This window comes from Anaerotignum sp. MSJ-24 (genome assembly GCF_018918145.1).
Classification (GTDB): Bacteria; Bacillota; Clostridia; order Lachnospirales; family Anaerotignaceae; genus Metalachnospira.
The window spans coordinates 100,599-125,401 of the sequence record NZ_JAHLPX010000001.1 but is presented as its reverse complement, the minus strand read 5'-3'; the positions used below and the strand labels follow the sequence as shown (position 1 = coordinate 125,401).

The 24,803-nt window shown below is 39.9% G+C and carries 22 protein-coding genes and 1 tRNA gene; 12 read left to right on the top strand and 11 right to left on the bottom strand.

Annotated features, from left to right (window positions below; translation table 11 throughout):
- Positions 1–12: 12 nt before the first annotated feature.
- Positions 13–1,131 carry a ComEC/Rec2 family competence protein gene (locus KQI66_RS00535; protein WP_216426761.1) on the bottom strand — a complete coding sequence of 373 codons (1,119 nt, stop codon included), beginning with the start codon at positions 1,129–1,131 and terminating at the stop codon, positions 13–15.
- 182 nt (positions 1,132–1,313) lie between these two features.
- On the opposite strand from KQI66_RS00535, the gene KQI66_RS00530 reads away from it, so the two are divergent.
- The 8 genes from KQI66_RS00530 to KQI66_RS00495 all read left to right on the top strand — a co-directional run bounded on the left by KQI66_RS00530 (position 1,314) and on the right by KQI66_RS00495 (position 9,450).
- Complete coding sequence (locus KQI66_RS00530) at positions 1,314–3,311, top strand: oxidoreductase (protein ID WP_216426760.1); 1,998 nt, start codon at positions 1,314–1,316, stop codon at positions 3,309–3,311.
- A gap of 185 nt (positions 3,312–3,496) precedes the next feature.
- A complete protein-coding gene (locus KQI66_RS00525; RefSeq protein ID WP_216426759.1) occupies positions 3,497–4,402 on the top strand; it encodes a LysR family transcriptional regulator in 906 nt (301 codons plus the stop codon).
- Positions 4,403–4,491: 89 nt separating this feature from the next.
- Positions 4,492–5,076 carry a LysE family transporter gene (locus KQI66_RS00520; protein WP_216426758.1) on the top strand — a complete coding sequence of 195 codons (585 nt, stop codon included), beginning with the start codon at positions 4,492–4,494 and terminating at the stop codon, positions 5,074–5,076.
- Between the two features lie 88 nt (positions 5,077–5,164).
- Positions 5,165–6,310 carry an aldo/keto reductase gene (locus KQI66_RS00515; RefSeq protein WP_216426757.1) on the top strand — a complete coding sequence of 382 codons (1,146 nt, stop codon included), beginning with the start codon at positions 5,165–5,167 and terminating at the stop codon, positions 6,308–6,310.
- A 187-nt stretch (positions 6,311–6,497) separates the two neighbouring features.
- The gene (locus tag KQI66_RS00510) at positions 6,498–8,018 is read left to right on the top strand and encodes a sensor domain-containing diguanylate cyclase (RefSeq protein WP_216426756.1); all 1,521 of its coding nucleotides are present in this window, start codon (positions 6,498–6,500) and stop codon (positions 8,016–8,018) included.
- Positions 8,019–8,343: 325 nt separating this feature from the next.
- Positions 8,344–8,790, top strand: coding sequence for a Fur family transcriptional regulator (locus tag KQI66_RS00505; RefSeq protein ID WP_216426755.1), 447 nt, complete (start codon positions 8,344–8,346; stop codon positions 8,788–8,790).
- 90 nt (positions 8,791–8,880) lie between these two features.
- Positions 8,881–9,300: an RrF2 family transcriptional regulator gene (locus tag KQI66_RS00500; protein WP_216426754.1), complete on the top strand. Its 420-nt coding sequence runs from the start codon at positions 8,881–8,883 to the stop codon at positions 9,298–9,300.
- Positions 9,301–9,367: 67 nt separating this feature from the next.
- Positions 9,368–9,450, top strand: a tRNA-Leu gene (locus KQI66_RS00495).
- Positions 9,451–9,713: 263 nt separating this feature from the next.
- Here KQI66_RS00495 and eno read toward each other — a convergent pair.
- The 4 genes from eno to KQI66_RS00475 are packed head-to-tail and all read right to left on the bottom strand — an operon-like array spanning position 9,714 to position 14,609.
- Positions 9,714–11,027, bottom strand: a complete 1,314-nt coding sequence (eno, locus tag KQI66_RS00490) for a phosphopyruvate hydratase (RefSeq protein WP_216426753.1) — start codon at positions 11,025–11,027, stop codon at positions 9,714–9,716.
- Positions 11,028–11,067: 40 nt separating this feature from the next.
- Positions 11,068–12,615 carry a 2,3-bisphosphoglycerate-independent phosphoglycerate mutase gene (gpmI, locus tag KQI66_RS00485; protein WP_216426752.1) on the bottom strand — a complete coding sequence of 516 codons (1,548 nt, stop codon included), beginning with the start codon at positions 12,613–12,615 and terminating at the stop codon, positions 11,068–11,070.
- Between the two features lie 40 nt (positions 12,616–12,655).
- Positions 12,656–13,399 carry a triose-phosphate isomerase gene (tpiA, locus tag KQI66_RS00480; RefSeq protein WP_216426751.1) on the bottom strand — a complete coding sequence of 248 codons (744 nt, stop codon included), beginning with the start codon at positions 13,397–13,399 and terminating at the stop codon, positions 12,656–12,658.
- Positions 13,400–13,415: 16 nt separating this feature from the next.
- The gene (locus tag KQI66_RS00475; RefSeq protein ID WP_216426750.1) at positions 13,416–14,609 is read right to left on the bottom strand and encodes a phosphoglycerate kinase; all 1,194 of its coding nucleotides are present in this window, start codon (positions 14,607–14,609) and stop codon (positions 13,416–13,418) included.
- Between the two features lie 199 nt (positions 14,610–14,808).
- Between KQI66_RS00475 and KQI66_RS00470 the strand changes: the two genes are divergently transcribed.
- The 3 genes from KQI66_RS00470 to ymfI all read left to right on the top strand — a co-directional run bounded on the left by KQI66_RS00470 (position 14,809) and on the right by ymfI (position 17,327).
- The gene (locus KQI66_RS00470; protein ID WP_216426749.1) at positions 14,809–15,612 is read left to right on the top strand and encodes a histidinol-phosphatase HisJ family protein; all 804 of its coding nucleotides are present in this window, start codon (positions 14,809–14,811) and stop codon (positions 15,610–15,612) included.
- 141 nt (positions 15,613–15,753) lie between these two features.
- Positions 15,754–16,617 carry a deoxyribonuclease IV gene (locus KQI66_RS00465; protein ID WP_216426748.1) on the top strand — a complete coding sequence of 288 codons (864 nt, stop codon included), beginning with the start codon at positions 15,754–15,756 and terminating at the stop codon, positions 16,615–16,617.
- The gene (ymfI, locus tag KQI66_RS00460) at positions 16,614–17,327 is read left to right on the top strand and encodes an elongation factor P 5-aminopentanone reductase (RefSeq protein WP_216426747.1); all 714 of its coding nucleotides are present in this window, start codon (positions 16,614–16,616) and stop codon (positions 17,325–17,327) included. Before KQI66_RS00465 ends, ymfI begins: the two co-directional genes overlap by 4 nt.
- 183 nt (positions 17,328–17,510) lie before the next feature.
- Here the strand turns inward: ymfI and KQI66_RS00455 are convergent, their stop codons facing one another.
- From KQI66_RS00455 to KQI66_RS00435, 5 genes are all read right to left on the bottom strand, one after another.
- Positions 17,511–18,866, bottom strand: coding sequence for an MATE family efflux transporter (locus KQI66_RS00455; protein WP_253287599.1), 1,356 nt, complete (start codon positions 18,864–18,866; stop codon positions 17,511–17,513).
- 224 nt (positions 18,867–19,090) lie between these two features.
- Positions 19,091–20,140: a tRNA (adenosine(37)-N6)-threonylcarbamoyltransferase complex transferase subunit TsaD gene (tsaD, locus tag KQI66_RS00450; RefSeq protein WP_216426745.1), complete on the bottom strand. Its 1,050-nt coding sequence runs from the start codon at positions 20,138–20,140 to the stop codon at positions 19,091–19,093.
- Between the two features lie 18 nt (positions 20,141–20,158).
- Positions 20,159–21,067: a ribonuclease Z gene (locus KQI66_RS00445; RefSeq protein ID WP_216426744.1), complete on the bottom strand. Its 909-nt coding sequence runs from the start codon at positions 21,065–21,067 to the stop codon at positions 20,159–20,161.
- 11 nt (positions 21,068–21,078) lie between these two features.
- Positions 21,079–22,233: a S41 family peptidase gene (locus tag KQI66_RS00440; protein WP_216426743.1), complete on the bottom strand. Its 1,155-nt coding sequence runs from the start codon at positions 22,231–22,233 to the stop codon at positions 21,079–21,081.
- Between the two features lie 82 nt (positions 22,234–22,315).
- Positions 22,316–23,161, bottom strand: coding sequence for a patatin-like phospholipase family protein (locus KQI66_RS00435; RefSeq protein WP_216426742.1), 846 nt, complete (start codon positions 23,159–23,161; stop codon positions 22,316–22,318).
- A gap of 512 nt (positions 23,162–23,673) precedes the next feature.
- Between KQI66_RS00435 and KQI66_RS00430 the strand changes: the two genes are divergently transcribed.
- Complete coding sequence (locus tag KQI66_RS00430) at positions 23,674–24,204, top strand: flavodoxin family protein (protein ID WP_216426741.1); 531 nt, start codon at positions 23,674–23,676, stop codon at positions 24,202–24,204.
- A gap of 160 nt (positions 24,205–24,364) precedes the next feature.
- On the opposite strand, the gene KQI66_RS00425 is transcribed toward KQI66_RS00430, so the two are convergent.
- Positions 24,365–24,796 carry a flavodoxin gene (locus KQI66_RS00425; RefSeq protein WP_216426740.1) on the bottom strand — a complete coding sequence of 144 codons (432 nt, stop codon included), beginning with the start codon at positions 24,794–24,796 and terminating at the stop codon, positions 24,365–24,367.
- Positions 24,797–24,803 lie beyond the last annotated feature (7 nt).

The following is a 24,803-nucleotide window of genomic DNA, read 5'->3' as shown; positions in this document are numbered from 1 at the left end:
AGCTTTCATTATTTACTGCGGATTGCAGTCGCCGGCAGCTTCATAGCCTTCATCTATTGCCTTCTGGAAATCGTCTGTATATTCCTTGTTTGACTCTGACATTTTTGCAACGGAAGAGCAGTCTGCATAGTGTATTTTCTTTGAATTTGTGTTAAGCACATATGTTTTTTCGGCAGGTGCTTCGGAAACAGCATTATCTGTATTGCCTGCCGGTGCTATGCTGTCGCCTTCGGTAGTAACTTCTTTTGTTATTGTTTTTCCGTCCGATGTAATCACGATAGTTCCAAGCTCATCTGTTCTTAATATCTCAATATTCTTTGCGTTGAGTTTATCAAGTGTTTCCTGGTTCGGATGACCGTATTTGTTTCCGGCACCGCAGCTTATAACAGCGATAGAAGGATTAACCTTGTCGAGGAAAGCCTGGCTTGTTGATGTTGTACTTCCGTGATGTCCAACCTTAAGAACATCTGCACTTACGTCATCTGTAATTTCGTTTTCGGAAAGCTCTTCCGCATCACCTGTAAAAAGGAATGATGTATCACCGTAAACAATTTTGATTACGGCAGAGAAATTGTTAAGCTCCTCGTACTCTCCGGAAACGGGTGCTACCATATAAACTGAAAGGTTTTTGCTTTCATCTTTATCTATTGTTACACCGGAATGTGCTGTATAAACGATATAATTCTTTGCTGTGATTGCATCCATAACATCTTCAAATGTTTTTGTGTCGGCAGATGCCTTCGGAAGATAAATGTCACCGATGTCAAAAGTATTGATTACATCATCAAGTCCGCCGATATGGTCTTCGTGAGGATGTGTTCCTACAACATAATCAATAGAAGTATATCCGAGTGATTTTATGTATTCAACAACATCATCGCCGCTTTCGTTTGTTCCGGCATCAATAAGGAGCGTTTTTCCGTCGGGAAGCTCGATAAATTCGGAATCTCCCTGGCCGACATCAATGTAGGAAACACGCATTATATCACCTGTACCGTCTGTTGTTTCCTCTGTTTGTGCATCGGCCTTTGTGTCTTCTGCCGGTGTTTCTGCTTTTGCATTTCCTGTTGAACAGCCCGTCATAACGAGAGCCAGCACAAGAGCTGCCATTGATAAAAATTTCTTCTTCATTTGTTTTCCCCCATTTACTTATTCGGGCACTGTGCATACACGCAGTAGCTAAAAGTGTATATACACATTTAGCTATTATGCCCATTGAAATTAACTTACTGTTTTATTATACTAAAATTAATAACATAAGTAAAGGCAAGTACCGAATAAGTACCTAATACCAACTTAAGGAGGAGTTTATTATGAGTTTAATGACAGCAACACCTTATAAAATTAATAATATGGAGCTTAAAAACAGAATTATTATGCTCGTTATGCACACTGCTTTTGCAAAGGGCGGTAAGCTCAGCGAAGAAGATTATGCTTTCTTTGAGGCAAGAGCAAAAGGTTCTCCGGCGGCAATAACGCAGGTTGTCGGCGTAAATGACGAAGGAACTGCCGATTCAATGCCTAATGTTACGGACGAAAGCTTTTTTGATGCCGAAAAGAGAATAACAGATATGATTCACAGCTATGGCACAAAACATATAGTACAGCTCTTCCACAGAGGCAGAAACGCCACAAGTGATAAAGGTCTTAAACCGATAGCTCCTTCAAATGTTCCTTCCGGCATATACAGAAACGAATGTGAGGTAATGACAGCCGAAAAGATAGAGGAAACAGTAAAGGCATTTGCCGATGCGGCATTAAAGCTTAAGGAGATAGGTGTAGATGCGGTTGAAGTAAGTATGTCGGCAGGCTATTTACTTTCACTTTTCTTCTCACCTATAACAAATCTTCGTGACGATGAATACGGCGGAGACGAAGAAAGACGAATGAAAGCTCCTCTTGATGTATTAAGAGCAATCAGAAAAGCAGTCGGAAAGGATTATCCCGTTATAGTACGTATTGCCGGTTCACAGATGATGCCCGGTGGCTATGGCGTAGACTATATGCAGAAATTCTGTTCAACAGCAGAAAAAGAAGGGCTTATTGATGCGGTAAACGTAACAGGCGGCTGGCATGAAGCTCCTGTACCGCAGATTTCCTATCAGCTTCCGGCAGGCGGATTCGCTTATCTCGCCGATGCAATAAAGAGAGCTGTCAATGTTCCCGTAATTGCCTGTAACAGAATTAACAACATAGATACAATGGAAGCAATATTAAAGAACGGAATGGCTGATTTTGTAGGAACGGCAAGAGGTTTCCTTGCCGATCCGGAATTTTCACGCAAGGTTCTTGAAGGTGTACCTTATAACCGTTGTCAGGGCTGTAATAAGTGTATTGAGGCCGTTCTTAAAGGCAAGAGCGTTGTTTGTGCATATAATCCCGAAGCCGGCAGAGAGGTTGAAGAAAAGACACACAGAAGAGTTATATCTGCTAAAAAGGTTATTGTTGCCGGAGCCGGCCCTGCCGGACTTGAAGCCGCAAAGAAATCGGCAGAAAGAGGCTATAAAACAATTCTCTGCACAAAGGACGATAAGCTTGGCGGTCTTTTGAACACAGCCGCAATTCCTCCCGAAAAACAGGATTTACGCTGTTTCATCGAAAACAAGAAATATGAGCTTGAGCAGCTTGGTGTTGACATACGTTTAAATACAGAGGTTACAGGAGCATTAATACATGAAATACAGCCGTATTTTGTTGTTGACGCAACCGGCGGAGATGTTGTTATTCCACCTATAAAGGGTATTGACAAAGATAATGTATATACGGCAGAGCAGGTGCTCAACGCATCACCGGAACTTCTTGCAAAGGTTAAAAAGGGTAGTGTTGTTGTTATCGGTGGCGGTTCGGTAGGTATCGAAACAGCTAAATACATAGCGGAAAGCCGTTTCTCAACAAAAGAATCAATACCATTTAACAGCTTATTTGTTGGCAAAGACATTCCTGCTGTTGATATTGTTCCGGATATAACCGTTGTAGAAATGACAAAGAAAATCGGTAAGGATTTCAGCGGTCTTAAATGGATTGTTATGAAAGAGGTTAAGACGGACAAAATCAAAACAATGGCAGAAACAACCGTAAAAGAAATTTGCGACGGATACATTGTTTGCGATACACCGGACGGAGAAGTTCAGCTTAAAGCCGATAACGTAATAATCGCAGCCGGATATAAGGTACAGTCGGGAGAAATTCCCGAGGAATGCCTTAACGAAAAGATTTCCTATGTAAGGATAGGTGACTGTGCCGAAATCGGAGATGCAATGAAAGCTATCCATGAGGCATATGAGGTGTTTATGAAGTTCTTTATTGCGTAAAAGCATAGGAATTTTATAATAAATAACTATACATGAATAATTCTAAGACAGAGGCAGTTCAAATTTGGACTGCTTTTGTTTCATTTTATAAGTTTACATAATATATTTATAGTAAACTTATAATTCTTTGCCACTATTCATTTGCGGTGTTATAATAATCCCATATTATATTTTCAGGAGGAACTATGACATTACAGCAATTAAAATATATGATAACCGCTGCCGAAAAGGGTTCTATAACTGGGGCGGCAAAGACATTGTATATATCACAGCCGAGCCTTTCTGAAGCAATTAAAGAGGTTGAGAAAGAGGCCGGCATTACAATATTTATCCGCAGACGTTCCGGAGCTGTGCCGACAAAGGAAGGAATGGAGTTTTTGGGCTATGCACGACAGGTGCTTGAGCAGATGGATATTCTTAATTCGAGATATATCGATTACGGTACGGCAAAACAGAGATTTTGCGTTTCAACACAGCATTATACATTCACAGCAAACGCATTTGTTGAGCTTGTGCGGAAATACGGCAATGAGCATTACGAATTTATACTCAACGAAACGCAGACGCACCAGATTATTGAAGATGTAAGAAACCGATTCAGCGACTTAGGAATACTGTTTTTAAGCAGTGAAAACGAAGGTACTTTGTGCAGATTATTTGATGAATACAGCCTTAATTTTATTGAGCTTTTTACAGCAAAACCGCATGTTTTTATATCAAAGGAGCATCCGCTTGCAAAAAACCGGTCACTTACGCTCGAAATGCTTGCGCCTTATCCAAAGCTCAGCTTTGTACAGGGCGTTTATGAATCCGCCGGCTTTGCGGAAGAGCTTTTCAGCAATATGCCTGTTGAAAAAAGCATAATGGTAAGTGACAGAGCCGCAATAGTCAATCTTATGCTCGGCTTAAACGGATATACAATATCAAGCGGAATATTTCCGACATATTTACAGGCAGACAATATTATCTCAATACCGATTGATTCTGATGAAAAAATGCGTATCGGCTATATAAAAAACAAGGATAAGGGCCTTTCCGAGCTTGGAAAAACCTATATAAATGCACTTATGAAATTCAATCCTAATATATAGTTTAAATCTATTATAAATTATAAATAATAAGTATTACATATTTTATGTGTCTCTGTGATACAATCTTCAGCAGAAAAGGAGGCCATAAAATGCCATTTAATATTTTAATCAGTTTTCTTATATATTGCGTTATTAATGCCTTTACACCGGGACCGGGAAACATACTTGCTTTGAACACAGTTGCAAATTACGGCTGGAAAAAGGGCAGACCGCTGTTTTTCGGAATATTTGCCGGATACTATTCCGTTCAGATAATATGTGCATTGATAGTCTATGGAGTGAGCACATTTCTTCCGTCCGTTCTCGGAATTATGAAATACATAGGTGCAGCTTATATTCTCTGGCTTGCAATACATATAGCCATAAGCAAACCGGAAATCGGAAGCTCTGATAAATCCGCATCATTTATGAAGGGCTTTATGTTACAGTTTGTAAACGTAAAAATATATCTTTTCGGCGTAACCGCATTGACCGGATATATTACGGATTACAGCACAGCCTTCGGAATATTACTGCTTTTTGAGCTGTTTATAGCAACCATTGGTTCGGTAGCAACATTAACATGGATAGGTATGGGTATGCTTATACAAAGCTTTTATATAAAGCATTTCCGTATTATAAATATAATTCTTTCACTTTCTCTGCTGGAATGTGTGTACAGCATATTAAAATAAATTATTTTGCCGTAAAAATCATTGACTTAGAGTTGACTCCAAGGTGTATAGTTGATACTGTAAAATAAACTATACGGAGGTATGAACAATGATTTACAGCAATTTTCAGGACATCAAGCTTTCATCTCTCGGTGTCGGAACAATGCGTCTTCCTTTGATTGAAGGTTCTGAAAAAGACACAGACATTGATGTTGCCCAGACAGAGAAAATGTTTGACTATGCAATTAAAAACGGTATAAATTACTTTGATACAGCCTATGCTTATCACAGCGGAGAATCGGAAAATGTAACAGGAAAAATTCTCAGCAAATATCCCAGAGACAACTTTTATCTTGCAACAAAATTTCCCGGATATGATATAAACAATATGGACAAGGTAGAGGAAATATTCGAGGAACAGCTTAAAAAATGTCGTGTCGATTATTTCGATTTTTACTTATTCCATAATGTTTACGAAAAGAACGTAGACTATTATCTTGACGAAAAATACGGTATACTTGATTATCTTCTCAAGCAGAAGGAAAACGGCAGAATTAAACATCTCGGTTTTTCCGCACATGGCAGTCTTGAAGTTATGAAGAAATTCCTCAATGCTTACGGAAAATATATGGAATTCTGTCAGATCCAGCTTAACTATATCGACTGGACATTCCAGGACGCAAAGGCAAAGGTTGACCTTCTTAATGAATTAAACATTCCAATTTGGGTTATGGAACCGTTAAGAGGCGGCAAGCTTGCATCATTAAGCGATGAAAACACCGAAAAGCTTAAGGCACTTCGTCCGAACGAAAATATTCCTTCTTGGGCATTCCGCTTTTTACAGTCAATTCCCGGTGTAACTGTCGTACTTTCCGGTATGTCAAACCTTGACCAGCTTAAGGACAACGTACATACATACGAAGAAAATAAACCGTTAAACGATGCGGAATTTAAAGCAATTACCGATATTGCCGGCGGTATGTTAAAAACAAATACACTTCCTTGTACAGCCTGCCGTTATTGTACATCTCACTGTCCGAAAGGAATAGATATACCGAGAATTCTTGAATTATATAATGAACACAGCTTTACAGGCGGCGGTTTTATTGCTCCTATGGCTATTGCGGCACTTCCGGCAGATAAACAGCCTTCAGCTTGTATTGCATGCAAAAGCTGCGAAGCAGTCTGTCCCCAGCAGATAAAAATTTCGGAGGCAATGGCTGAATTCAGCAAAAAATTAGGTTTAAAAAAATAAAAACACAGCAATAAATAATATATGACCGAGTTTGTTATAGATATGATATATGTGCATATGTAACAAACTTGGTCTTTTTTTAAAATTGTACAACATTATTACGTAACAATTAATATTATATGTTATAATAATAAAATAAGTTTATAGGCAAAATTGTCATGTTATATAAATCAATACGAGGAATTTCATGAATAATCTTAAGCGTAAAATTGTATCTATTATTATGATATGTACTATAATTGCAATCATTGTTACAGGTACAATAAGTGTAAATACCGCAAATAAAATAATTTCCGAAAATGCTGTACAAAGAATGAATCTTCTTTGCGATTACAATCGTCTCAGCTTTAATGATATGTTAAGCAGCATAGAGCAGTCCGTTAATATCCTTGCTAAATATACAGTGTTGTCAATAGATGATATAGATTCATTTAAAAGTGATCCTGAATATGTGGAAAATCTTGAAAACAACATAAGCGATATGTATATCACAACTGCGAAAAATACAAGAGGCGCTGTCGGAGTATATGCAAGATTTAATCCCGAATTTACCGATCCTAAATCCGGAATATTTCTTATAAGAAACCAGAGAAAAGGAACTTACGTGTATGAAGAGCCAACGGATTTAAGTAAGTATGCTGCCGATGATTATGACCATGTCGACTGGTATTATGAACCAATGAAAAAGGGTGAAGCATTGTGGATGCAGCCTTATCTTAACCGAAATACAAATAATTATCTTATCTCTTATATAATCCCTATATACATAAATGATGAATTTATAGGTATTGTCGGAATGGATATTAATTTTCTTTATATTGTTTCTTTAGTGCAAAGTATTTCCATTTATGATACAGGTTACGCATTTTTAATAAATAACAATGGCGAAATCATATATCATCCGGATATAGAAAAGGGCGAAAAGCTTTCCGATTATGTAGACATTGATATTGTAAAGTATATAGATAATATACATAACAAAAGAGATAACGAATCCAATGTTCATTATGAATATAACGGCAAATCAAAATACCTTTCTATCGGTAAGTTGAATAATAATGCTTATCTTGTTATAGCCGCACCGGAGTCCGAAATATTTGCCGATGCAATAGTTCTTAGGCAAAGAATTACATTATTTGCGGAAATGACAGCTATTGTTGTATTTATTATCGGTCTGTTGCTTATAAAGACTATTGAAAAACAAACAAGCATTGACCATCTTACAGGTGTTAAAAACCGAGAGGCATTTATAAGCGAAGTTGATGAAAAATTAAAGCTTTACAGATCTTCTTCATATAGACCGCCAAATTATTCTTATGCATTTATTATGATTGATATTGACCATTTTAAGGATATTAATGACTCTATGGGCCATAATACCGGAGATATGGCAATCAAATCCGTTGCATATGCACTTGAACGTGTTTTTAATAACAATGACATAATCGGACGCTTTGGCGGTGACGAATTCCTTGTATTCGTGCAGTGCATTGATAAAGAAATTGTTGAAAAACGCATAAATGAGTTTATGAAACTTATATATAGTGGCAGTCAATATTATAGCTATAAAATGACTTGCAGTTCGGGAATTATATTTTCATCAAATTGTGATACTGATTCCGATAAACTTATACTTGAAGCCGATGCCGCCATGTATGAAGCTAAAAAGCTTGGCAGAGGCAGATATATTTTAAGAGAAAATAATTAAATAATTTTTTGCCGGCTGATAATTTTATTGTCAGTCAGTTTTTTTGTTATAGCAAAATTTTAATTATTACATAAAAATTTTATGTATATATCGAAAAGGGAATAAGTATATAGCTATATCAATTTATTCGCTAAACGCAACTTTAGCGAATAAATACGTGTAATTTTTACTTGATACGTCAATTTCCGTATTTTTGCTATAATACTTTGATATATTCTGATTTTATATCATTCTTATTTATCTTCTGTCGTTTCTCTAATATTGTAATTTATATTATTTATGTTATTATATATTAAGAATTAGTTTACGCTTTGGAGTGTTTAAAATGTGTGATGATAATAAAATTTCATATAATAATGACAGCAATATTCTTAAACAGGCTTCTCTTAAAGCAACAAAAAAACGTCTTATGCTTCTGTCTGCTATAAGAAATGCCGGTCATCCTATTACTGCCGAAGAAATATTTGATGACGTTTCGGATACTATGAATCTGTCTACCGTATATCGTGCTTTAAATGCTATGGCCGATAAAAATATACTTTCCAAATCTATCCATATGGACGGAAAAACCTACTATCACTTTAATGACCATATTCATAAACACGAACTCATCTGTTCCGTATGTCATAAATCCGTTGAGGTTGAGGATTGTCCCTTTGATGAGATTGCCGAGCTTATTGCCGAAAAAACCGGATATTCCATAACCGGACATAACGTTGAATTTACGGGAATTTGTCCCGAATGCACAGCTCGGACAAAGAATAAGGATTAAATTTGCATAATTCATAGTAATGTGCTATACTATTGTTAAACCTAATGTCATGTATACATATAGGATTATTTATTTGGAGGGAAATTTGTTATGCTTATATCTACAAAAGGCAGATACGGTGTTATGATTATGGTTTATCTTGCAGGAAATTATAACAAAGGACATAAACCGTTAAAGGAGATTGCGGCAAGCCAGGATTTATCGGAAAAATACCTTGAACAGATAATTAATCCTCTCACAAAAGCAGGACTTCTTACAAGCTACCGCGGTGCTCAGGGTGGCTATGCCCTTTCCAGAGAGCCTAAGGAAATTACCGTAGGTGATATTTTAAGAATATTGGAAGGCTCGCTTGCTCCGGTATATTGTGTGGCTGATGAAGGCAAAACCTGTGAAAAGCAAGGCTCATGCAATTCTGTTATGGTATGGAAAAAGATTAAAGATGCAATAGATAATGTCGTTGATAACCTTACATTGGAAGATTTACTTAACGAATCAAATAAAAAAGCGTAAAATAAGTTGATTTATATTAATAAATATGGTATTATTTAATGGTTGATTTTAACTCAATCATTAATAAGCCGGTGTGTCGGAACTGGCAGACGAGACAGACTCAAAATCTGTTGCCCTCTGGGCGTGTGGGTTCGAGCCCCACCACCGGTATATTTTTAACGGGAAACCTTGATAGGTTTCCTGTTTTTGCTTTTACTGATAAAGGTATCCGGCTGACATTTCAAGATAATTTTCGCCTGAATAATTCGGATAAGCCTTTTTCATTTCCGATATAAATTCATCTCTTGGCTAATCCATCAGCCTATCGAACTATGGGGACTTGAATACAAAAAACAATTAAATTAAATATAAGCAAAAAGCTTCCGTCGGCATTAACTGCTTTCGGAAGCTTTTGTTATCATTGAAAGATTATATTACTGAATATTGAAGAATGCCTTAATTCCGGGATATTCTGCTGCATCCTCAAGCTCTTCCTCAATTCTGAGAAGCTGGTTATATTTAGCAACTCTGTCGCTTCTTGCGGGAGCACCTGTCTTAATCTGTCCGGCATTTACGGCAACAACGATGTCAGCGATTGTGCTGTCTTCTGTTTCGCCTGAACGGTGGCTTACGATAGCTGTCATCTTGTGTCTGTTAGCAAGCTGGATAGCGTTGAATGTTTCTGTAAGTGTACCGATCTGATTTACCTTGATAAGGATAGCATTTCCGGCATGAAGGTCGATACCCTTCTGAAGTCTGTCTGTGTTTGTTACGAAAAGGTCGTCGCCAACGAGCTGAACCTTGTCACCGATTTCCTTAGTAAGTAACTGCCAGCCTGCCCAGTCCTCTTCTGCAAGACCGTCTTCAATAGAGATGATAGGATATTTTTCAACAAGCTTTTTCCAAAGCTCTACCATTTCTTCGCTTGTTCTTACTATTTCCTTGCCTACCATTTTGCTTTCGCCGGGGAAATGATATTTTCCGTCTTTTTCATCGAAAAGCTCGCTTGTTGCAGGGTCCATAGCAATCTTAATATCTGTGCCCCAGCCATAGCCTGCTTTTTCAACTGCCTCTTTGATAAGGTCGATAACTGCATCGGGTGTAGGAAGGTCGGGAGCAAAACCACCTTCGTCGCCTACTGCTGTTGAAAGTCCCTTTGACTTAAGAACGTCCTTAAGGTTATGATAGATTTCAGCACACATACGGAGAGCCTCTTTGAATGAAGGAGCACCTACTGGCATAATCATAAATTCCTGGAAGTCAACAGTGTTGTCTGCATGCTTACCGCCGTTCATAATGTTCATCATGGGAACGGGAAGCTGTTTTGCGTTAAATCCTCCGAGATACTGATATAAAGGCATATCGAGTGCCTCTGCGGCTGCCTTTGCAACCGCCATTGATACACCGAGGATAGCGTTTGCACCGAGCTTGCCTTTGTTGTATGTTCCGTCAAGATCGATAAGCATTTTATCGATAGCAACCTGGTCAAGAGCATTCATACCGATAATTTCTTCTGCGATTTCGTTGTTTACATGGTCAACTGCGTTCTGAACGCCCTTTCCCATATATCTGTCGCCGCCATCACGCATTTCAACAGCCTCGAACTGACCTGTTGATGCACCGCTGGGAACAGCCGCACGGCCCATAAAGCCGCCTTCAACCGAAACTTCAACCTCAACTGTGGGATTTCCTCTTGAGTCAAGTATTTCTCTTGCATATACGTCTAAAATTTCAATATAGCCTTTCATTTTGTCCTCCTTAGATTTTAGATATTAAATCCAATTTGTTTTAAATATTATTAATCAGCAGGCTTTCGCCTGTCATTTCCTTTGGTTTGGGAAGGTCCATCATGGCAAGAAGCGTCGGAGCTATGTCGCAGAGTCTTCCGTCCTTAATGCCTATTCCGTCCGTATAATTTACAAGCACAAGCGGAACAGGATTTGTTGTATGTGCCGTCATTGGCTGACCTGTTTCATAATCTATCATCTGATCGCTGTTGCCGTGGTCTGCACAAATAATCATCTGTCCGTCAGCCTCTTTGAGTGCATCGTAAACACGGCCTACACATTCGTCAACCGCTTCAACCGCCTTTACTGCGGCCTCCATAATGCCTGTATGTCCAACCATATCTGAGTTTGCAAAGTTAACTATAATAAGGTCATATTTTTTGGAAAGAATGTTTTCGACAAGCACATCGCATACCTCATAAGCACTCATTTCCGGCTTAAGGTCATATGTCGCAACCTTCGGCGAAGGAATAAGTATTCTGTCCTCACCGGGATTTGGCTCTTCAACGCCGCCGTTAAAGAAGAACGTAACGTGTGCATATTTTTCCGTTTCGGCTGTTCTGAGCTGTTTAAGTCCAAGTGAAGAAATATACTCGCCAAGTGTATTGTCAAGCTTCTGCGGCTTGAACGCAATGCTCACGTTAGGAAGTGTATCATCATAGCGTGTAAAGCATATATAAACAAAGCTCTTAAGCACCTTTTCTCTTTCAAAGCCGTCAAAATCCGGATCCACAATCGCTCTTGTTATTTCTCTTGCTCTGTCAGGACGGAAATTGAAGAATATAAATGAGTCGTTTTCTTCTGCCTTAGCCACCGGCTGACCGTCCTCATCTGTGATTACGGTTGGTATAACAAACTCATCTACAACGCCTGCCGCATAGGAATTATCCATACATTCCTCTGCCGATGCGGCTTTATTGCCTTTGCCGAGCATTATGGCATTATATGCCTTTTCAACTCTGTCCCAGCGTTTATCTCTGTCCATTGCATAATATCTGCCGGAAACAGTGGCAATTTTGCCTGTTCCGACCTTACGGAGCTCTTCCTCAAGCTGAAGAAGATAATCTTTGCCCGATGAAGGCGGAACATCTCGTCCGTCCATAAAAGCGTGTACATAAACCTTTTCAAGTCCATTGTCTGCCGCAAGCTTAAGAAGTGCATACAGATGCGAATTATGGCTGTGTACACCGCCGTCAGAAAGCAGTCCCATTATATGAAGTGCCGAATTATTCTTTTTGCAGTTATCAACTGCCTTTAACAATTCCTCGTTTTCAAAGAAATCTCCGTCCTCAATGGACTTTGTTATTCTTGTAAGCTCCTGATATACAATTCTGCCTGCACCTATGTTAAGGTGTCCAACCTCGGAATTTCCCATTTGTCCTTTGGGAAGTCCGACGTCAAGACCGCTGGCAAAGCCCTTTGCGTGGGGATATTTGGCCATAAGCATATCCATAACAGGAGTTTTTGCTGTTTTTATTGCATTTCCTTCGGTACGGTCGTTAATACCGTAGCCGTCAAGTATCATTAAAACCGTAGGTTTTTTACTCATATCGTTTCTCCTTCGGTAAATTTTGTTGATTTCGGAAAAATTAATAATTTACTATATCCTTAAATTCTTCCTTAAGTGATGCTCCGCCGACAAGACCGCCGTCTATATCAGGCATTGCAAAAAGCTCGGCCGCATTTTTACCGTTTACACTGCCGCCGTACTGTATTCTGATTTTTTCAGCTGTTTCCTTATCGTACATTTCGCCGAGAACGCCTCTTATTGCGGCACAGACCTCTTCTGCTTCAGCACTTGTGGCTGTTTTGCCTGTTCCGATTGCCCAGATAGGCTCATAGGCAACAACAACCTTTGTTATATCGTCCTTTGAAATGCCGTTAAGACCGCATTTAATCTGTGTTCTTATAAAATCTATTGTTATGCCCTTTTCACGCTGTTCAAGAGTTTCTCCGCAGCACATAATCGGAATAAGATTATGCTCAAGAGCTTTTTTAACCTTTTTATTGACTGTTTCGTCTGTTTCGGCAAAATACTGACGTCTTTCGGAATGACCGAGAATAACGTATTTTACGCCTGCGTCTGTAAGCATTGCCGGAGAAATTTCACCTGTATATGCTCCGCTTTCCTCAAAATACATATTTTCTGCACCGAGAGCGATTTTTGTGCCTTTTATTGCCTCTGCAACGGGAATTATATCTATCGCCGGAACGCAGAATACAACATCTACTTTATCTGTATTAACAAGAGGAACAAGCATTTTTGCAAGTGCAACAGCCTCAGAAGGTGTCTTATTCATTTTCCAGTTTCCTGCTACTATTTTTTTACGCATGGTATCATTCCCTCCATTATTTATCGTCAACTGCGGCTACACCGGGAAGCTCCTTGCCTTCAAGGAATTCGAGAGAAGCACCGCCGCCTGTTGAAATATGGCTCATCTTATCACCGTAGCCGAGCTGGTTTACAGCCGCAGCAGAATCACCACCACCGATGATTGTTGTTCCGTCAATGTCCGCAAGAACATGAGCGATTGCCTCTGTACCTTTTGCAAAGTTAGAAAATTCAAATACGCCCATAGGTCCGTTCCATACAACAGTTTTAGCTTCTTTAAGAGCTTCAGAGAAAAGCTTTATTGTTTCCGGTCCTATATCAACGCCCATCCAGCCGTCTGGAATAAGTCCTGTGGGAACGATGTCGCTTTCTGCCTCGTTTTTGAATTCCTTAACAATAACCGTATCAATGGGAAGAAGAAGCTTAACGCCTTTTTCCTGTGCTTTTTTAATCATATCTGCAGCATAATCAACTTTGTCGGCTTCAAGAAGCGAGTTTCCGATATTTCCGCCGAGTGCTTTAATGAATGTATAAGCCATGCCACCGCCAATAACAAGTATGTCTACCTTTTCAAGAAGGTTGTTAATTACATTGATTTTATCGCTTACCTTTGCTCCGCCGAGAACAGCCGCAAAAGGTCTTACGGGATTATTAACCGCATTTCCGAGATATGCGATTTCCTTTTCCATAAGGTATCCGACTGCCGATTCCTTTACAAATTTTGTAACACCTACTGTCGAGCAATGAGCTCTGTGTGATGAACCGAAGGCATCATCAACATAAACATCGGCAAGAGAAGCAAGCTCTTCGCTGAAATTATCCTCGTTCTTTGTTTCTTCCTTACGGAAACGTGTGTTTTCAAGAAGTATAACCTCTCCGTCCTTCATTTCTGCAACTGCTTTTTTAGCATTTACGCCGACTACGTTGTCGTCCTTTGCAAAAAGAACATTAACGCCGAGTTTTTCTGAAAGTCTTACTGCAACGGGAGCAAGCGAAAGCTCCGGCTTAACCTCTCCCTTGGGTTTGCCCATATGTGAGCAGAGAATTACCTTAGCACCTTCATCAAGGAGCTTTTTGATTGTCGGTATTGATGCCGTAATACGGTTATCATCCGTTATGACACCGTCCTTAACGGGAACATTAAAGTCGCATCTGACAAGGACTCTTTTTCCCTTTACCTGTAAATCATCAACTGTTTTTTTGTTAAGCATTCTGCAGTTCCTCCTAATCTTATTCGAAATAAGTTTTTTGTTGGATAGTCTTAATTAAATGATGCCTGTCTAAGCTCGTATTATTATGCCCGAACTTTCCGTTAATATTATACTACCGTTGGCAATAATTTTCAACGTATGCTATAATTAAATCCAATATGATTATATTTTAAAAATTCACACAGGAGGCATTTTTATTATGTTTTTCGCAGATTATCATATACATACGTCTTTTTCTTCCGACAGTACGGCGGAAATGCCCAAAATGATTGAAAAGGCGATTGAGCTCGGACTTAAGGAAATAATGATTACCGACCATATGGACATAGGATTTCCGAGCCATGATATGCTTTTTACTCTGAACTATTCAGACTATTCCGATGCGGTTAATTTATACAAGGTGCTTTATAAGGACAGGATTGATGTGCTTATAGGTGTTGAAATGGGACTTCAGAAGCATATCGTAAGAGATGCACGAATGTTTACGGAATTTAATCCATTCGATTTTGTTATCGGCTCAACTCATGTAATAAACGGTCTTGACGTAAGTGACAGCAGATTTTTCGAAGGCAAAACCAAAAAAGAGGCATATACGGAGTATTTCGAAAATGTTCTGGAAAATGCAAAGCTCCATGACTGCTACAATGTTTATGGACATCTCGATTATATAAACCGATACTCACATTATGAGGACAATTCGCTTGAATATAAGGATTACAGCGATATTATAGACGAAATACTTAAGGTACTTGTATCCAAAGGAAAAGGACTGGATATAAATACATCCGGCTACCGCTATGGCCTTGGCAGAACAAATCCTCAGCTTGATATTGTAAAACGCTTTAAGGAGCTTGGAGGAGAAATTGTAACTGTCGGCTCTGACGCACATAAACCGGAAGACGTCGGTGCATACTTTGCAGAGGCATATGCCATGCTTAAGGAGGCCGGCTTTAAATATACGGCATCGTTCAGAAATAAGAAAGCAACAATGGTTAAATTATAATCGGTTTACCGTAATAATATTATGTAAACTAATCTGATTTATTAAAAATAATATTACACTTTATTATAGTTTAGATTAACCCTTTTTAAAGGGTTACAGGGTATGGGACAGAATCCCATGGTTTTAAATAAGAGGTATTTTATGTTAATCGGCTCACATGTATCAATTTCAAAAGGTCTTTTAGGTGCGGCAGAAGAAGCCTTCTCTTACGGTGCAAATACATTTATGGTATACACCGGAGCACCGCAGAACACTGTACGCAAACCGCTTGAACAGCTCAAAATAGAAGAAGGTAAAAAATTTATGTCCGAGCATAGCATATCGGACATTGTCGTTCATGCACCGTATATAATCAATCTTGCGTCCTTCAAGAAGGAAACCTATACTCTTGCAAAGGAGTTTCTCGAAAAGGAGCTTATAAGAGCAGCCGCCTTCGGTTCAAAATATATCGTTCTGCATCCAGGAGCATATACCGAAAAGGACTTGGATTACGGAATAAACCGTATTGCCGACGGCTTAAACGAGGTATTAAGCAAGGATATTCCCGATATTTATATCTGCCTTGAAACAATGGCAGGCAAAGGAACCGAGGTCGGCAGAAGCTTTGAGGAATTACAGCGGATAATAGAAAAAGTTGACAAAGCCAATCATATAGGTATATGCTTTGACACCTGCCATACTCACGACAGCGGATATGATATTATAAACGACTTCGACGGAGTTCTGAAAAGCTTTGATGAGATAATCGGACTTGAGAGGCTTAAGGTATTTCATATAAACGGCTCATTGAACAAATGTGGTGCACACAAGGACAGACACGCAAATATCGGTGCGGACGAAACAAATCCCAAAGGTGCGGATAACATCGGCTTTGAGGCAATAAACCGCATAGTGCACCACCCTAAAACACAGGGACGTCCGTTTATACTGGAAACACCATGGATAAGCAAAACAGAGAATTTATACAAACAGGAAATTGCAATGTTAAGAGGAGAAGAAAAATGAAAACAGCGGTTGTAACAGGCTCATCAAGAGGTATAGGCAAGGCTATTGCAGAGGAATTATGCAAAAAAGGATATTTTGTTGTGCTTAATGCGGCAAAAAGCGAGGAAGAGCTTGCCGAAACACACAGGGAATTCAAGGAAAAAGGCTATTCATGTGCGGCTGTACTGGCTGATGTTTCGGACTATGAGGCGGCTAAAAAGCTGTTCTATTTCAATGCAGACGTATTAGTAAACAATGCCGGAGTTTCGCATATCGGGCTTTTTATGGATATGCAGCCCGATGAATGGAAACGAGTTGTGGACATCAACCTTAATTCGGTTATGAACTGCACACATATAGTTCTTCCCTATATGCTCAGACAGCACAGCGGTGTAATAATAAACATATCGTCTATGTGGGGAGAAAAAGGCGCATCATGTGAGGCTGTTTATTCGGCAACAAAAGGCGGAATAAACGCTTTCACCAAGGCTATGGCAAAGGAAATGGGCCCTTCCGGAATAAGAGTGAACGCCATAAGCTGTGGAGTTATAGACACAAAGATGAACGACTGCTTTTCACCGGAAGAAAAGGCAATGCTCTGCGATGAGATTTCGCTTATGCGGTTCGGTAAGCCGTCAGAGGTTGCAAAGCTTGCGGCTTTTCTCGCCGATGAAAACGAATCGGGATATATCAGCGGACAGGTTATATCAATAGACGGTGCGATTGTGTAAAATAATAAGGCCTAAGGGCGTTGCCCTTAAACCCACCGGACTTTAAAAAGTCCGGAGTCAAACTTTGTTTAACTACATTCTTACGAATGTAGTTATGTAAATTTCAAAAACTAAGTATTTTATTAGAATATATTAAACAGCCCTATTCCATAGCGATATTATGAAATGAGGCTGTTTATATTTTTATGCGGTTGTTGTTTTTGGTGTCAGCCACTTTCCGTTTCTCATGTATAGCAACATAAGTATTACACCGACTGTCCACGAAACCGGATACAATATATAAATTCCTTCGATTGAGCTGAAAAAGTACGGTAATATGAGCTTAATCCAGAATATACGGAAAAGGCACATTGATATAAGAAGTACAACCATAGGCGGCACTGTTTTTCCTGTTCCCCTTACCGTTCCGGCTAATCCCTGCAATATACTGATTATGAAATAGAACGGGCAGAAATATTTCATAGCAATCTGTCCCTGTCTTATAACCTCTTCGTCATGTGTGAAAAGGTGCATTATACTGTACGAGAAGGTTAGAAGAAGTATACCTGTTATAATAGTATATATAAGTCCCATTACAAGTGTTGTCTGCATACCCTTTTTTACCCTGTCCATTTTTCCGGCACCGTAATTCTGACCGACAAAGGTTGTTGCCGCCATACTAAAGCTCATAACCGGAAGTATATTAAAGCCATCTATTTTGAGATATGCACCGTAGCCAGCCATTGCAGACGCACCGTAGCCGTTTACGCCTGACTGCACAAGCACGTTTGAGAACGAAATAACCATGTTCTGTATGCCTGTCGGCAGACCTATTTTTACTATAAGACTAACCATATCCTTATCAAGACGTATCTTTTTCAGCTCAAGGCGATAATCTGCCTTTGCACGGACAAGATATATTATTGCAAGCACACTTGAAACAAGCTGGCTTATATCAGTTGCTATTGCCGCTCCGGCAACACCCATATTAAACACTCGTATAAACAGAATATCCAGCACAATATTTGTTACCGAGGCACAGGCAAGGCAGAATAAAGATTTCTTTGAATTGCCTGCCGCATTAAGTATACCGGACGCCATGTTATATATTACGTTAAATACAACACCGCCAAAGTATATTTTGAGATAAACCGATGAATCGACAAAAACCTCATCGGGAGTATTCATCCAATGCAATATAGGAATACTCAAAAGCATACCACCGATTGTAAGCACAATTCCGAGAATTATAGAAATTGCTATTGCTGTATGTACTGCCGAATTTACGCCTTTTTTATCCTTTGCGCCGAGATACTGCGACACAACGACGCCTGCGCCGACCGATGCACCCTGGCTGAAAGCGATAAGCAGATATATAAGCGATGTGCTTGAGCCGACTGCCGCAAGAGCGTTACTGCCGACATAGTTGCCGACTATTATTGAATCAGCTGTGCTGTAAAGCTGCTGAAGAAGGTTACCCAATATAAGCGGAATGGAAAACATAAGTATCTGCTTTGCTATGTTTCCCTCCGTCATTAAGTTTGATTTAGTTTTTTCCATTGTTTTTCCTCTGTAATATCTAATTTTGACCGAATAAAACCCCTTGCCCATTAGAGCAAGGGATATAAATTCTTAAAGCCATGGGACTCTGTCCCATACCCTGCAATCCTTTAAAAAGGATTGACCTAAATTTTATTATTTAAAATTGCATTCTTCAAATGAAGTTTTAAGGTTTAAATCAAAATAGTAAACCGCAAAGATAAATGCGGCAATTAAATATCTCATTAAATTCGCTCTCCGAGCTTAAGGTTCGGTACTGCATTAAGCTCCAATCCGTCACGTCTTCCGGCGATATATTCATAATATCCTGCCGCACCGATCATTGCCGCATTATCTGTGCAGAGAATAGGTGCAGGAATATTGAGCGAATATCCATGCTCATCACAGGCCTTCTGCATAGCCTCTCTGAGTGCCGAGTTTGCCGAAACACCGCCTGCCATTGCAATCTTTGTTATGCCCTTTTCTGCCGCAGCCTTCATTGTTTTTGTAACAAGAACGTCTATTACCGAATACTGGAAAGACGCCGCAACGTCCTCCGGCACTATCTTTTCACCGAGCATATTCATTTTGTTTACATAATTAAGCACCGCCGACTTAAGTCCGCTGAAGCTGAAATCATAAGTATCGCCGTCAAGGAACACATGCGGAAACTTTATTGCGTCCTTGTTTCCCAGACGTGCCGCCTTTTCTATCTTAGGACCACCGGGATAGCCCATGCCGATAACTCTGGCTACTTTGTCAAAGGCCTCTCCTGCGGCATCGTCCCTTGTTTTTCCCATTATTTCGTATTTTCCGTAGTCCTCAACATATACAAGGTTTGTATGTCCGCCGGAAACAACAAGTGCCATATAGGGCGGCTCAAAATTAACGTCCTGTATATAGTTTGCCGAAATATGTCCTTCTATATGATGAACGCCGACAAGCGGTTTTCCCAGTGCGTAAGCAAGTGCCTTTGCCTCTGCAAGCCCTACAAGAAGTGCTCCGACAAGTCCGGGGCCATATGTTACGGCTATTGCGTCTATATCATCAAAAGTTTTTCCGGACTCCTTCATTGCCTCGGTTATAACCGCATCTATATTTTCTATATGCTTTCTTGACGCTATTTCCGGCACAACTCCGCCGTAAAGCGTATGCAAATCTATCTGTGACGAAATTATATTTGAAAGGACATATCTGCCGTTTTTAACAACCGACGCCGCTGTTTCATCGCATGAGCTTTCTATGGCAAGAATATATATATCCTTTTTTTCTCCTTCGTTTATTTCTGCATTCATTTCTGCTTTCCTCCGTAATTACTCCTCAAAATCAATACGCTTTGTCATTCTGTCCAGACCGACAACCGTATTTGCGAATATTTTTCTGGCATTGTCTATATACTGCTCAGGCTCGGACATGGACGGACTGAGATGTGTAAGCCAGAGCTCCTTTGTTCCTGCCGCTCTGGCAAGCTTTGCCGCCTCCGAAAACAGCATATGATGGTATTCAAGTGCTTTACTGCGTTTTTCATCATCGCCGTACATACCTTCACATATGAAAAGATCCGTATTTTTTGCAAGGTCAATAAGTGCATTTACAGGACGTGTATCAGTCGAAAAAGCGATGCTTATGCCTTTTCTCGGCTCACCGAGCACCATATCTCCGGTATATATTTTTCCGTCCATCTCAAATTCTCCGCCTTTTTGGAGTATTGACCATGCCTTAACGGGAAGTCCCAATGCCTGTGCCTTCTCAACCGAAAACTTTCCCTTTCTCGGAATGTCAAAACGATAGCCGAGACATTTTATTCTATGGTCACCTTCGCAGGTGCTTATTATTATATCATCAAATTCATATTTTTTACTGCAATCGTCTATTTCGATATACTCAAGCTTAAAAGGAAGCTCCGGAAATATAAGCCTTAAACCGTCAACAACACGCTTTAGTCCTGTCGGGCCCATAAGCTTGACAGGCTCGGTTCTTCCCGAATTTCCTATGGCAAGGAGCATTCCCGGCAGACCGGATATATGGTCGGCATGGTAATGCGTAAAGCAGATAACATCAATCGCCTTAAAGCCCCAGCCGAGCATTTTCAGCGAAACCTGTGTGCCTTCGCCGCAGTCAGTCAATATTAATTTTCCGTTTAATCTCATCATCATTGATGAAAGAAATCTTTCCGGCATGGGCATCATTCCACCCGTTCCCAGTAATGCTATATCTACCATAGTATCAATCCTTAATCCTTTGTTTTCAAAAGCTCCATAGCCTTATTATACTGCAAATCTTCATTTCCGTCATTTTCTATGACATAATCCGGAGTAATTCCTATTCCGTTTATGCAGACTCCGTTGGGAGTGTAATATTTCTGTATAGTTATCTTTAAGCCTGAACCGTCGCTAAGAGAATAAAGTCCCTGTACAATTCCTTTTCCAAAGGTCTGTGTACCTATTATAATACCCTTTTTTCTGTCCTGCAATGCACCTGCCAGAAGCTCCGAGGCAGACGCAGAGCCGCCGTTTACAAGAACGGCAACCGGCATATCCAGCTCACCTTCGGCAGACAGAATATCCCTTCGGTTTCCGTATTTATCAACCGTATATGTAATAAGCCCTTCGGGAAGAATTGTGTCCGCAATTTCCGCAACAACATCAATTATTCCGCCGGGATTGTTTCTCAAATCTATTATAAGTCCTTTTATATTCTGTTTTTCAAGGTCGGCAAGCATTGTTTTGAACTGCTCTGCCGCAACCTGTGAAAATTCCGTTATTTTTATATATCCGATATTGCCGTCGCATTTTCCGGTAACATATTTAAGCTCAATGCTCTTTCGTTCAACATTAAAATCAAGCCTTTTTGTTCCTCGCATAACGGATATATTTACATTTGTGTTTTCAACGCCCTTTGTCATTGCAGATATTTCGGTTATAGGCATACCCGATACATCGGTTCCGTCTATTTCCGTTATTATATCACCGGCTTTTATGCCGGCTTTTTCCGCCGGAGAGTCTTCGAGTACCTCTTTTATTATGCAATGGCCATCCTCTTCGGCAATAACAACACCAATGCCGCTCATCCTTCCGGAGGAATCATCGGTGAATGCCGTCATTTGCTCCTTTGTGAGATAGCATGTATATGGATCGTCCATGGCATCTGTCATTGCCGCATACATTTTTTCCGAAAGCTCTGTATCGTCAAAATTTTCTATATAATTCTTTTCGAGCATAGATGCAATAATCGACGCTTTTTCGGACATCTGCATATATTCAGGCTCAAAAAATGCCTGTTTTGTCTGCTGTGCCTTTTCCGAGCGGATAACTCCGCCGATAATAAGTGCCGTACACAATGTACATACAACGCTTACTCCGAGCCGTATATTCTTTTTATTGTACACATAATCATCTCCGCATAAGCCTTAATAATAGCTTATGCCACAACCATATATTATATATGTAAGCATTGTACAATTCAAGAAATTAATTTCCACTGACAAAGGATTTTATAACAGCACCGTCATTATAACCTTTTTTATAAAGCATATCAAATGCCTCATGGCTTGTGGTAAGCGTTTTCATACCTTCTATGCTGTCGGGAGCGACAATAATCGCATTTCCCTCCTTTTCAAGCTTTTTGGCAAGATCTACACCTTTATTATATCGTTCCGCTCTATGAGCCATGTTATAGGACGCCTTAGGATATTTTCTTTTGAGCAGCTTTGCAAGCTTCGTATCCTTTTCCGGCTGACGGACTGTATCTCTCGGCTTTGTAAGAACAACAACAAGCTTATCACAGCCATCGTCCAAAGCTTTTTGAACCGGAACGGGATCGCCGAGAGCACCGTCATAATATGCAGTTCCGTTTATATAAAACGGTTTACAAACAACCGGTATTGATGAAGATGCCTTGAAAACACCATAGTCGTCCTGGTGAATATCGGATTTGTGGAAATATTTTGTTTTTCCGCTGACAGCCTCAGAGGTAACTATAACGAATTCCATAGGATTTGCGATTATTTTTTCATAATCCAGAGGATATTCTCCGTCTGCATTGCTCAAAGCTCCGTATATATATTCAACATCAAGATATGAGCCTTTTTTAATGAAATTGCGAAAGCTCATATAATCCTTTCGGAAGGAATAATCTCCGAAGAACACCTTATTTCTTCCTCGCTGACCTGCCATAAAGGAAGAAATGTTGGCACTTCCGGCAGATACGCCTATGCCGTAATCAAATGTAACCTTATCATCTATACAGCGGTCAAACACTCCGGCTCCGTATATTCCGCGCATTCCGCCGCCAACATCAACAACGCCTATTTTCATCGGTATTACACTCCTTACAAAATTTCAAACTGTAATAAATTATATATCAATATGTATGATTTTAAAATAAACTGTTTTATGGCTTTGTCCAAAAAGTATACTTTATTGTAACGATAAGACCTAAGGGCGTTGCCCTTAAACCCACAAGCCTTTAAAAAGGCTTGACCTAAACTTTGATTAACTACATTCTAACGAATGTAGTTAGGGGAAAAATTAAAATTAATTCTCCCAACTTGAACACACCTAAAGTATAAAAACCGTTAAAAATCGAGCAGTATTCCTGCGAGATTTAGGTTTTTCAGTAACTTGTGCGTGTCCGGAAAGGAGGGAGCACGAGGGAGGACAGGCGGACTTCGCAATTCTAAGCGCGTCCTCCCTCGCAAAACAACCCCGCGACTTGTAAAGCCGCAAAATGAATTTGTAAGATTGCCGACTGGCAATAAAGTATATTAATTGAAAATTATATTTCCATAGTTTAAAATATAAAATAAAAAGCTTAGGGGGAACAATAAATGAAAATCGTAGTTTTAAACGGAAGTCCACGTAAAAATGGAAACACAAGAATAATGGCAGAGGCATTTGCCGAAGGCGCAAAAAGCAAAAACCATGAGGTAAAAATTCTCGACATTGCACACATGAACATCAAAGGCTGCATGGCATGCGAATATTGCTTTGCACATGACGGCGTATGCGTTCAGAAGGACGATATGGCTCTTGTTTTTGACGAGCTTAACACTGCCGACATGGTTGTTTTTGCCGCACCAATCTACTGGTTCGACATTACTGCACAGCTTAAGACAGTTATCGACCGACTTTACGCACATGGCAAAATCGGCTTCAACTTCAACAAAACAGCACTCCTTCTTGACGCAGGTGCAGACGGCGGTGTGTTTACTGCCGCAATAGCACAGTACAAGGCAATGACAGCCTTCTTAAAATGGGAGGACAAAGGCATTATCACTATAGGCGGCATGATGGGTAAAGGCGATATGGAAAAAGCCGCAAAGCTTGCTGATGTACGTGCATTGGGAGCAAGTCTTTAAGCAAATATATTAATCGAAAAACCTCTCCTTAAAAAATCTTGGGGGCTAATAAGGAGAGGTTTATACTTAGAGAGAGTTTACATCAGGTATAAGGTTTATAAGGTTTTAGGTTTAGTTTGGAAAAATCGGGCATATTGCCCATATAATATTGCTAACTATATCAGAGTGATGCAAGCTGTTTTCCAACTGCTTTGCATTCGTCAAGAACAGCCTCATCGGGTGTTTCGTGTGCCATAATTCCTTCGTTTCCGAGAATGTTTGCACCGGCTGCACTCATTCTGTCTACCCAGTCACGCATCCACTGTCCGTCGCCCCAGCCATATGAGCCGAAGAGAACGATGCTTTTGCCGCCTACGAATTTTTCTACATCACATACGAAGGGCTCCATTTCAGCCTCCTCAAGAACCTCTGCTCCCATTGCAGGGCAGCCGAGTGCGAAAGCCTTAGCAGCTTTAAGATCATCAAGAGAAGCTTTGTCAGGTGTTACAACAACTGCTTCCTTACCTGCCTCTTTTGCTCCTTCGCCGATAGCGTTTGCCATCATTTCTGTGTTTCCTGTCTGTGACCAGTAAACAACAATTACTTTGTCCATTTTAAAA

Bases quoted from the DNA above. Each gene is read 5' to 3' on its own strand.
- KQI66_RS00425 (WP_216426740.1), bottom strand. From the start codon at position 24,796: ATGGACAAAGTAATTGTTGTTTACTGGTCACAGACAGGAAACACAGAA.
- KQI66_RS00515 (WP_216426757.1), top strand. From the start codon at position 5,165: ATGATTTACAGCAATTTTCAGGACATCAAGCTTTCATCTCTCGGTGTC.
- KQI66_RS00530 (WP_216426760.1), top strand. From the start codon at position 1,314: ATGAGTTTAATGACAGCAACACCTTATAAAATTAATAATATGGAGCTT.
- KQI66_RS00525 (WP_216426759.1), top strand. From the start codon at position 3,497: ATGACATTACAGCAATTAAAATATATGATAACCGCTGCCGAAAAGGGT.
- KQI66_RS00475 (WP_216426750.1), bottom strand. From the start codon at position 14,609: ATGCTTAACAAAAAAACAGTTGATGATTTACAGGTAAAGGGAAAAAGA.
- KQI66_RS00470 (WP_216426749.1), top strand. From the start codon at position 14,809: ATGTTTTTCGCAGATTATCATATACATACGTCTTTTTCTTCCGACAGT.
- KQI66_RS00445 (WP_216426744.1), bottom strand. From the start codon at position 21,067: ATGGTAGATATAGCATTACTGGGAACGGGTGGAATGATGCCCATGCCG.
- KQI66_RS00505 (WP_216426755.1), top strand. From the start codon at position 8,344: ATGTGTGATGATAATAAAATTTCATATAATAATGACAGCAATATTCTT.
- KQI66_RS00500 (WP_216426754.1), top strand. From the start codon at position 8,881: ATGCTTATATCTACAAAAGGCAGATACGGTGTTATGATTATGGTTTAT.
- gpmI (WP_216426752.1), bottom strand. From the start codon at position 12,615: ATGAGTAAAAAACCTACGGTTTTAATGATACTTGACGGCTACGGTATT.
- ymfI (WP_216426747.1), top strand. From the start codon at position 16,614: ATGAAAACAGCGGTTGTAACAGGCTCATCAAGAGGTATAGGCAAGGCT.
- tpiA (WP_216426751.1), bottom strand. From the start codon at position 13,399: ATGCGTAAAAAAATAGTAGCAGGAAACTGGAAAATGAATAAGACACCT.
- KQI66_RS00520 (WP_216426758.1), top strand. From the start codon at position 4,492: ATGCCATTTAATATTTTAATCAGTTTTCTTATATATTGCGTTATTAAT.
- KQI66_RS00465 (WP_216426748.1), top strand. From the start codon at position 15,754: ATGTTAATCGGCTCACATGTATCAATTTCAAAAGGTCTTTTAGGTGCG.
- tsaD (WP_216426745.1), bottom strand. From the start codon at position 20,140: ATGAATGCAGAAATAAACGAAGGAGAAAAAAAGGATATATATATTCTT.
- eno (WP_216426753.1), bottom strand. From the start codon at position 11,027: ATGAAAGGCTATATTGAAATTTTAGACGTATATGCAAGAGAAATACTT.
- KQI66_RS00430 (WP_216426741.1), top strand. From the start codon at position 23,674: ATGAAAATCGTAGTTTTAAACGGAAGTCCACGTAAAAATGGAAACACA.
- KQI66_RS00455 (WP_253287599.1), bottom strand. From the start codon at position 18,866: ATGGAAAAAACTAAATCAAACTTAATGACGGAGGGAAACATAGCAAAG.
- KQI66_RS00435 (WP_216426742.1), bottom strand. From the start codon at position 23,161: ATGAAAATAGGCGTTGTTGATGTTGGCGGCGGAATGCGCGGAATATAC.
- KQI66_RS00535 (WP_216426761.1), bottom strand. From the start codon at position 1,131: ATGAAGAAGAAATTTTTATCAATGGCAGCTCTTGTGCTGGCTCTCGTT.
- KQI66_RS00510 (WP_216426756.1), top strand. From the start codon at position 6,498: ATGAATAATCTTAAGCGTAAAATTGTATCTATTATTATGATATGTACT.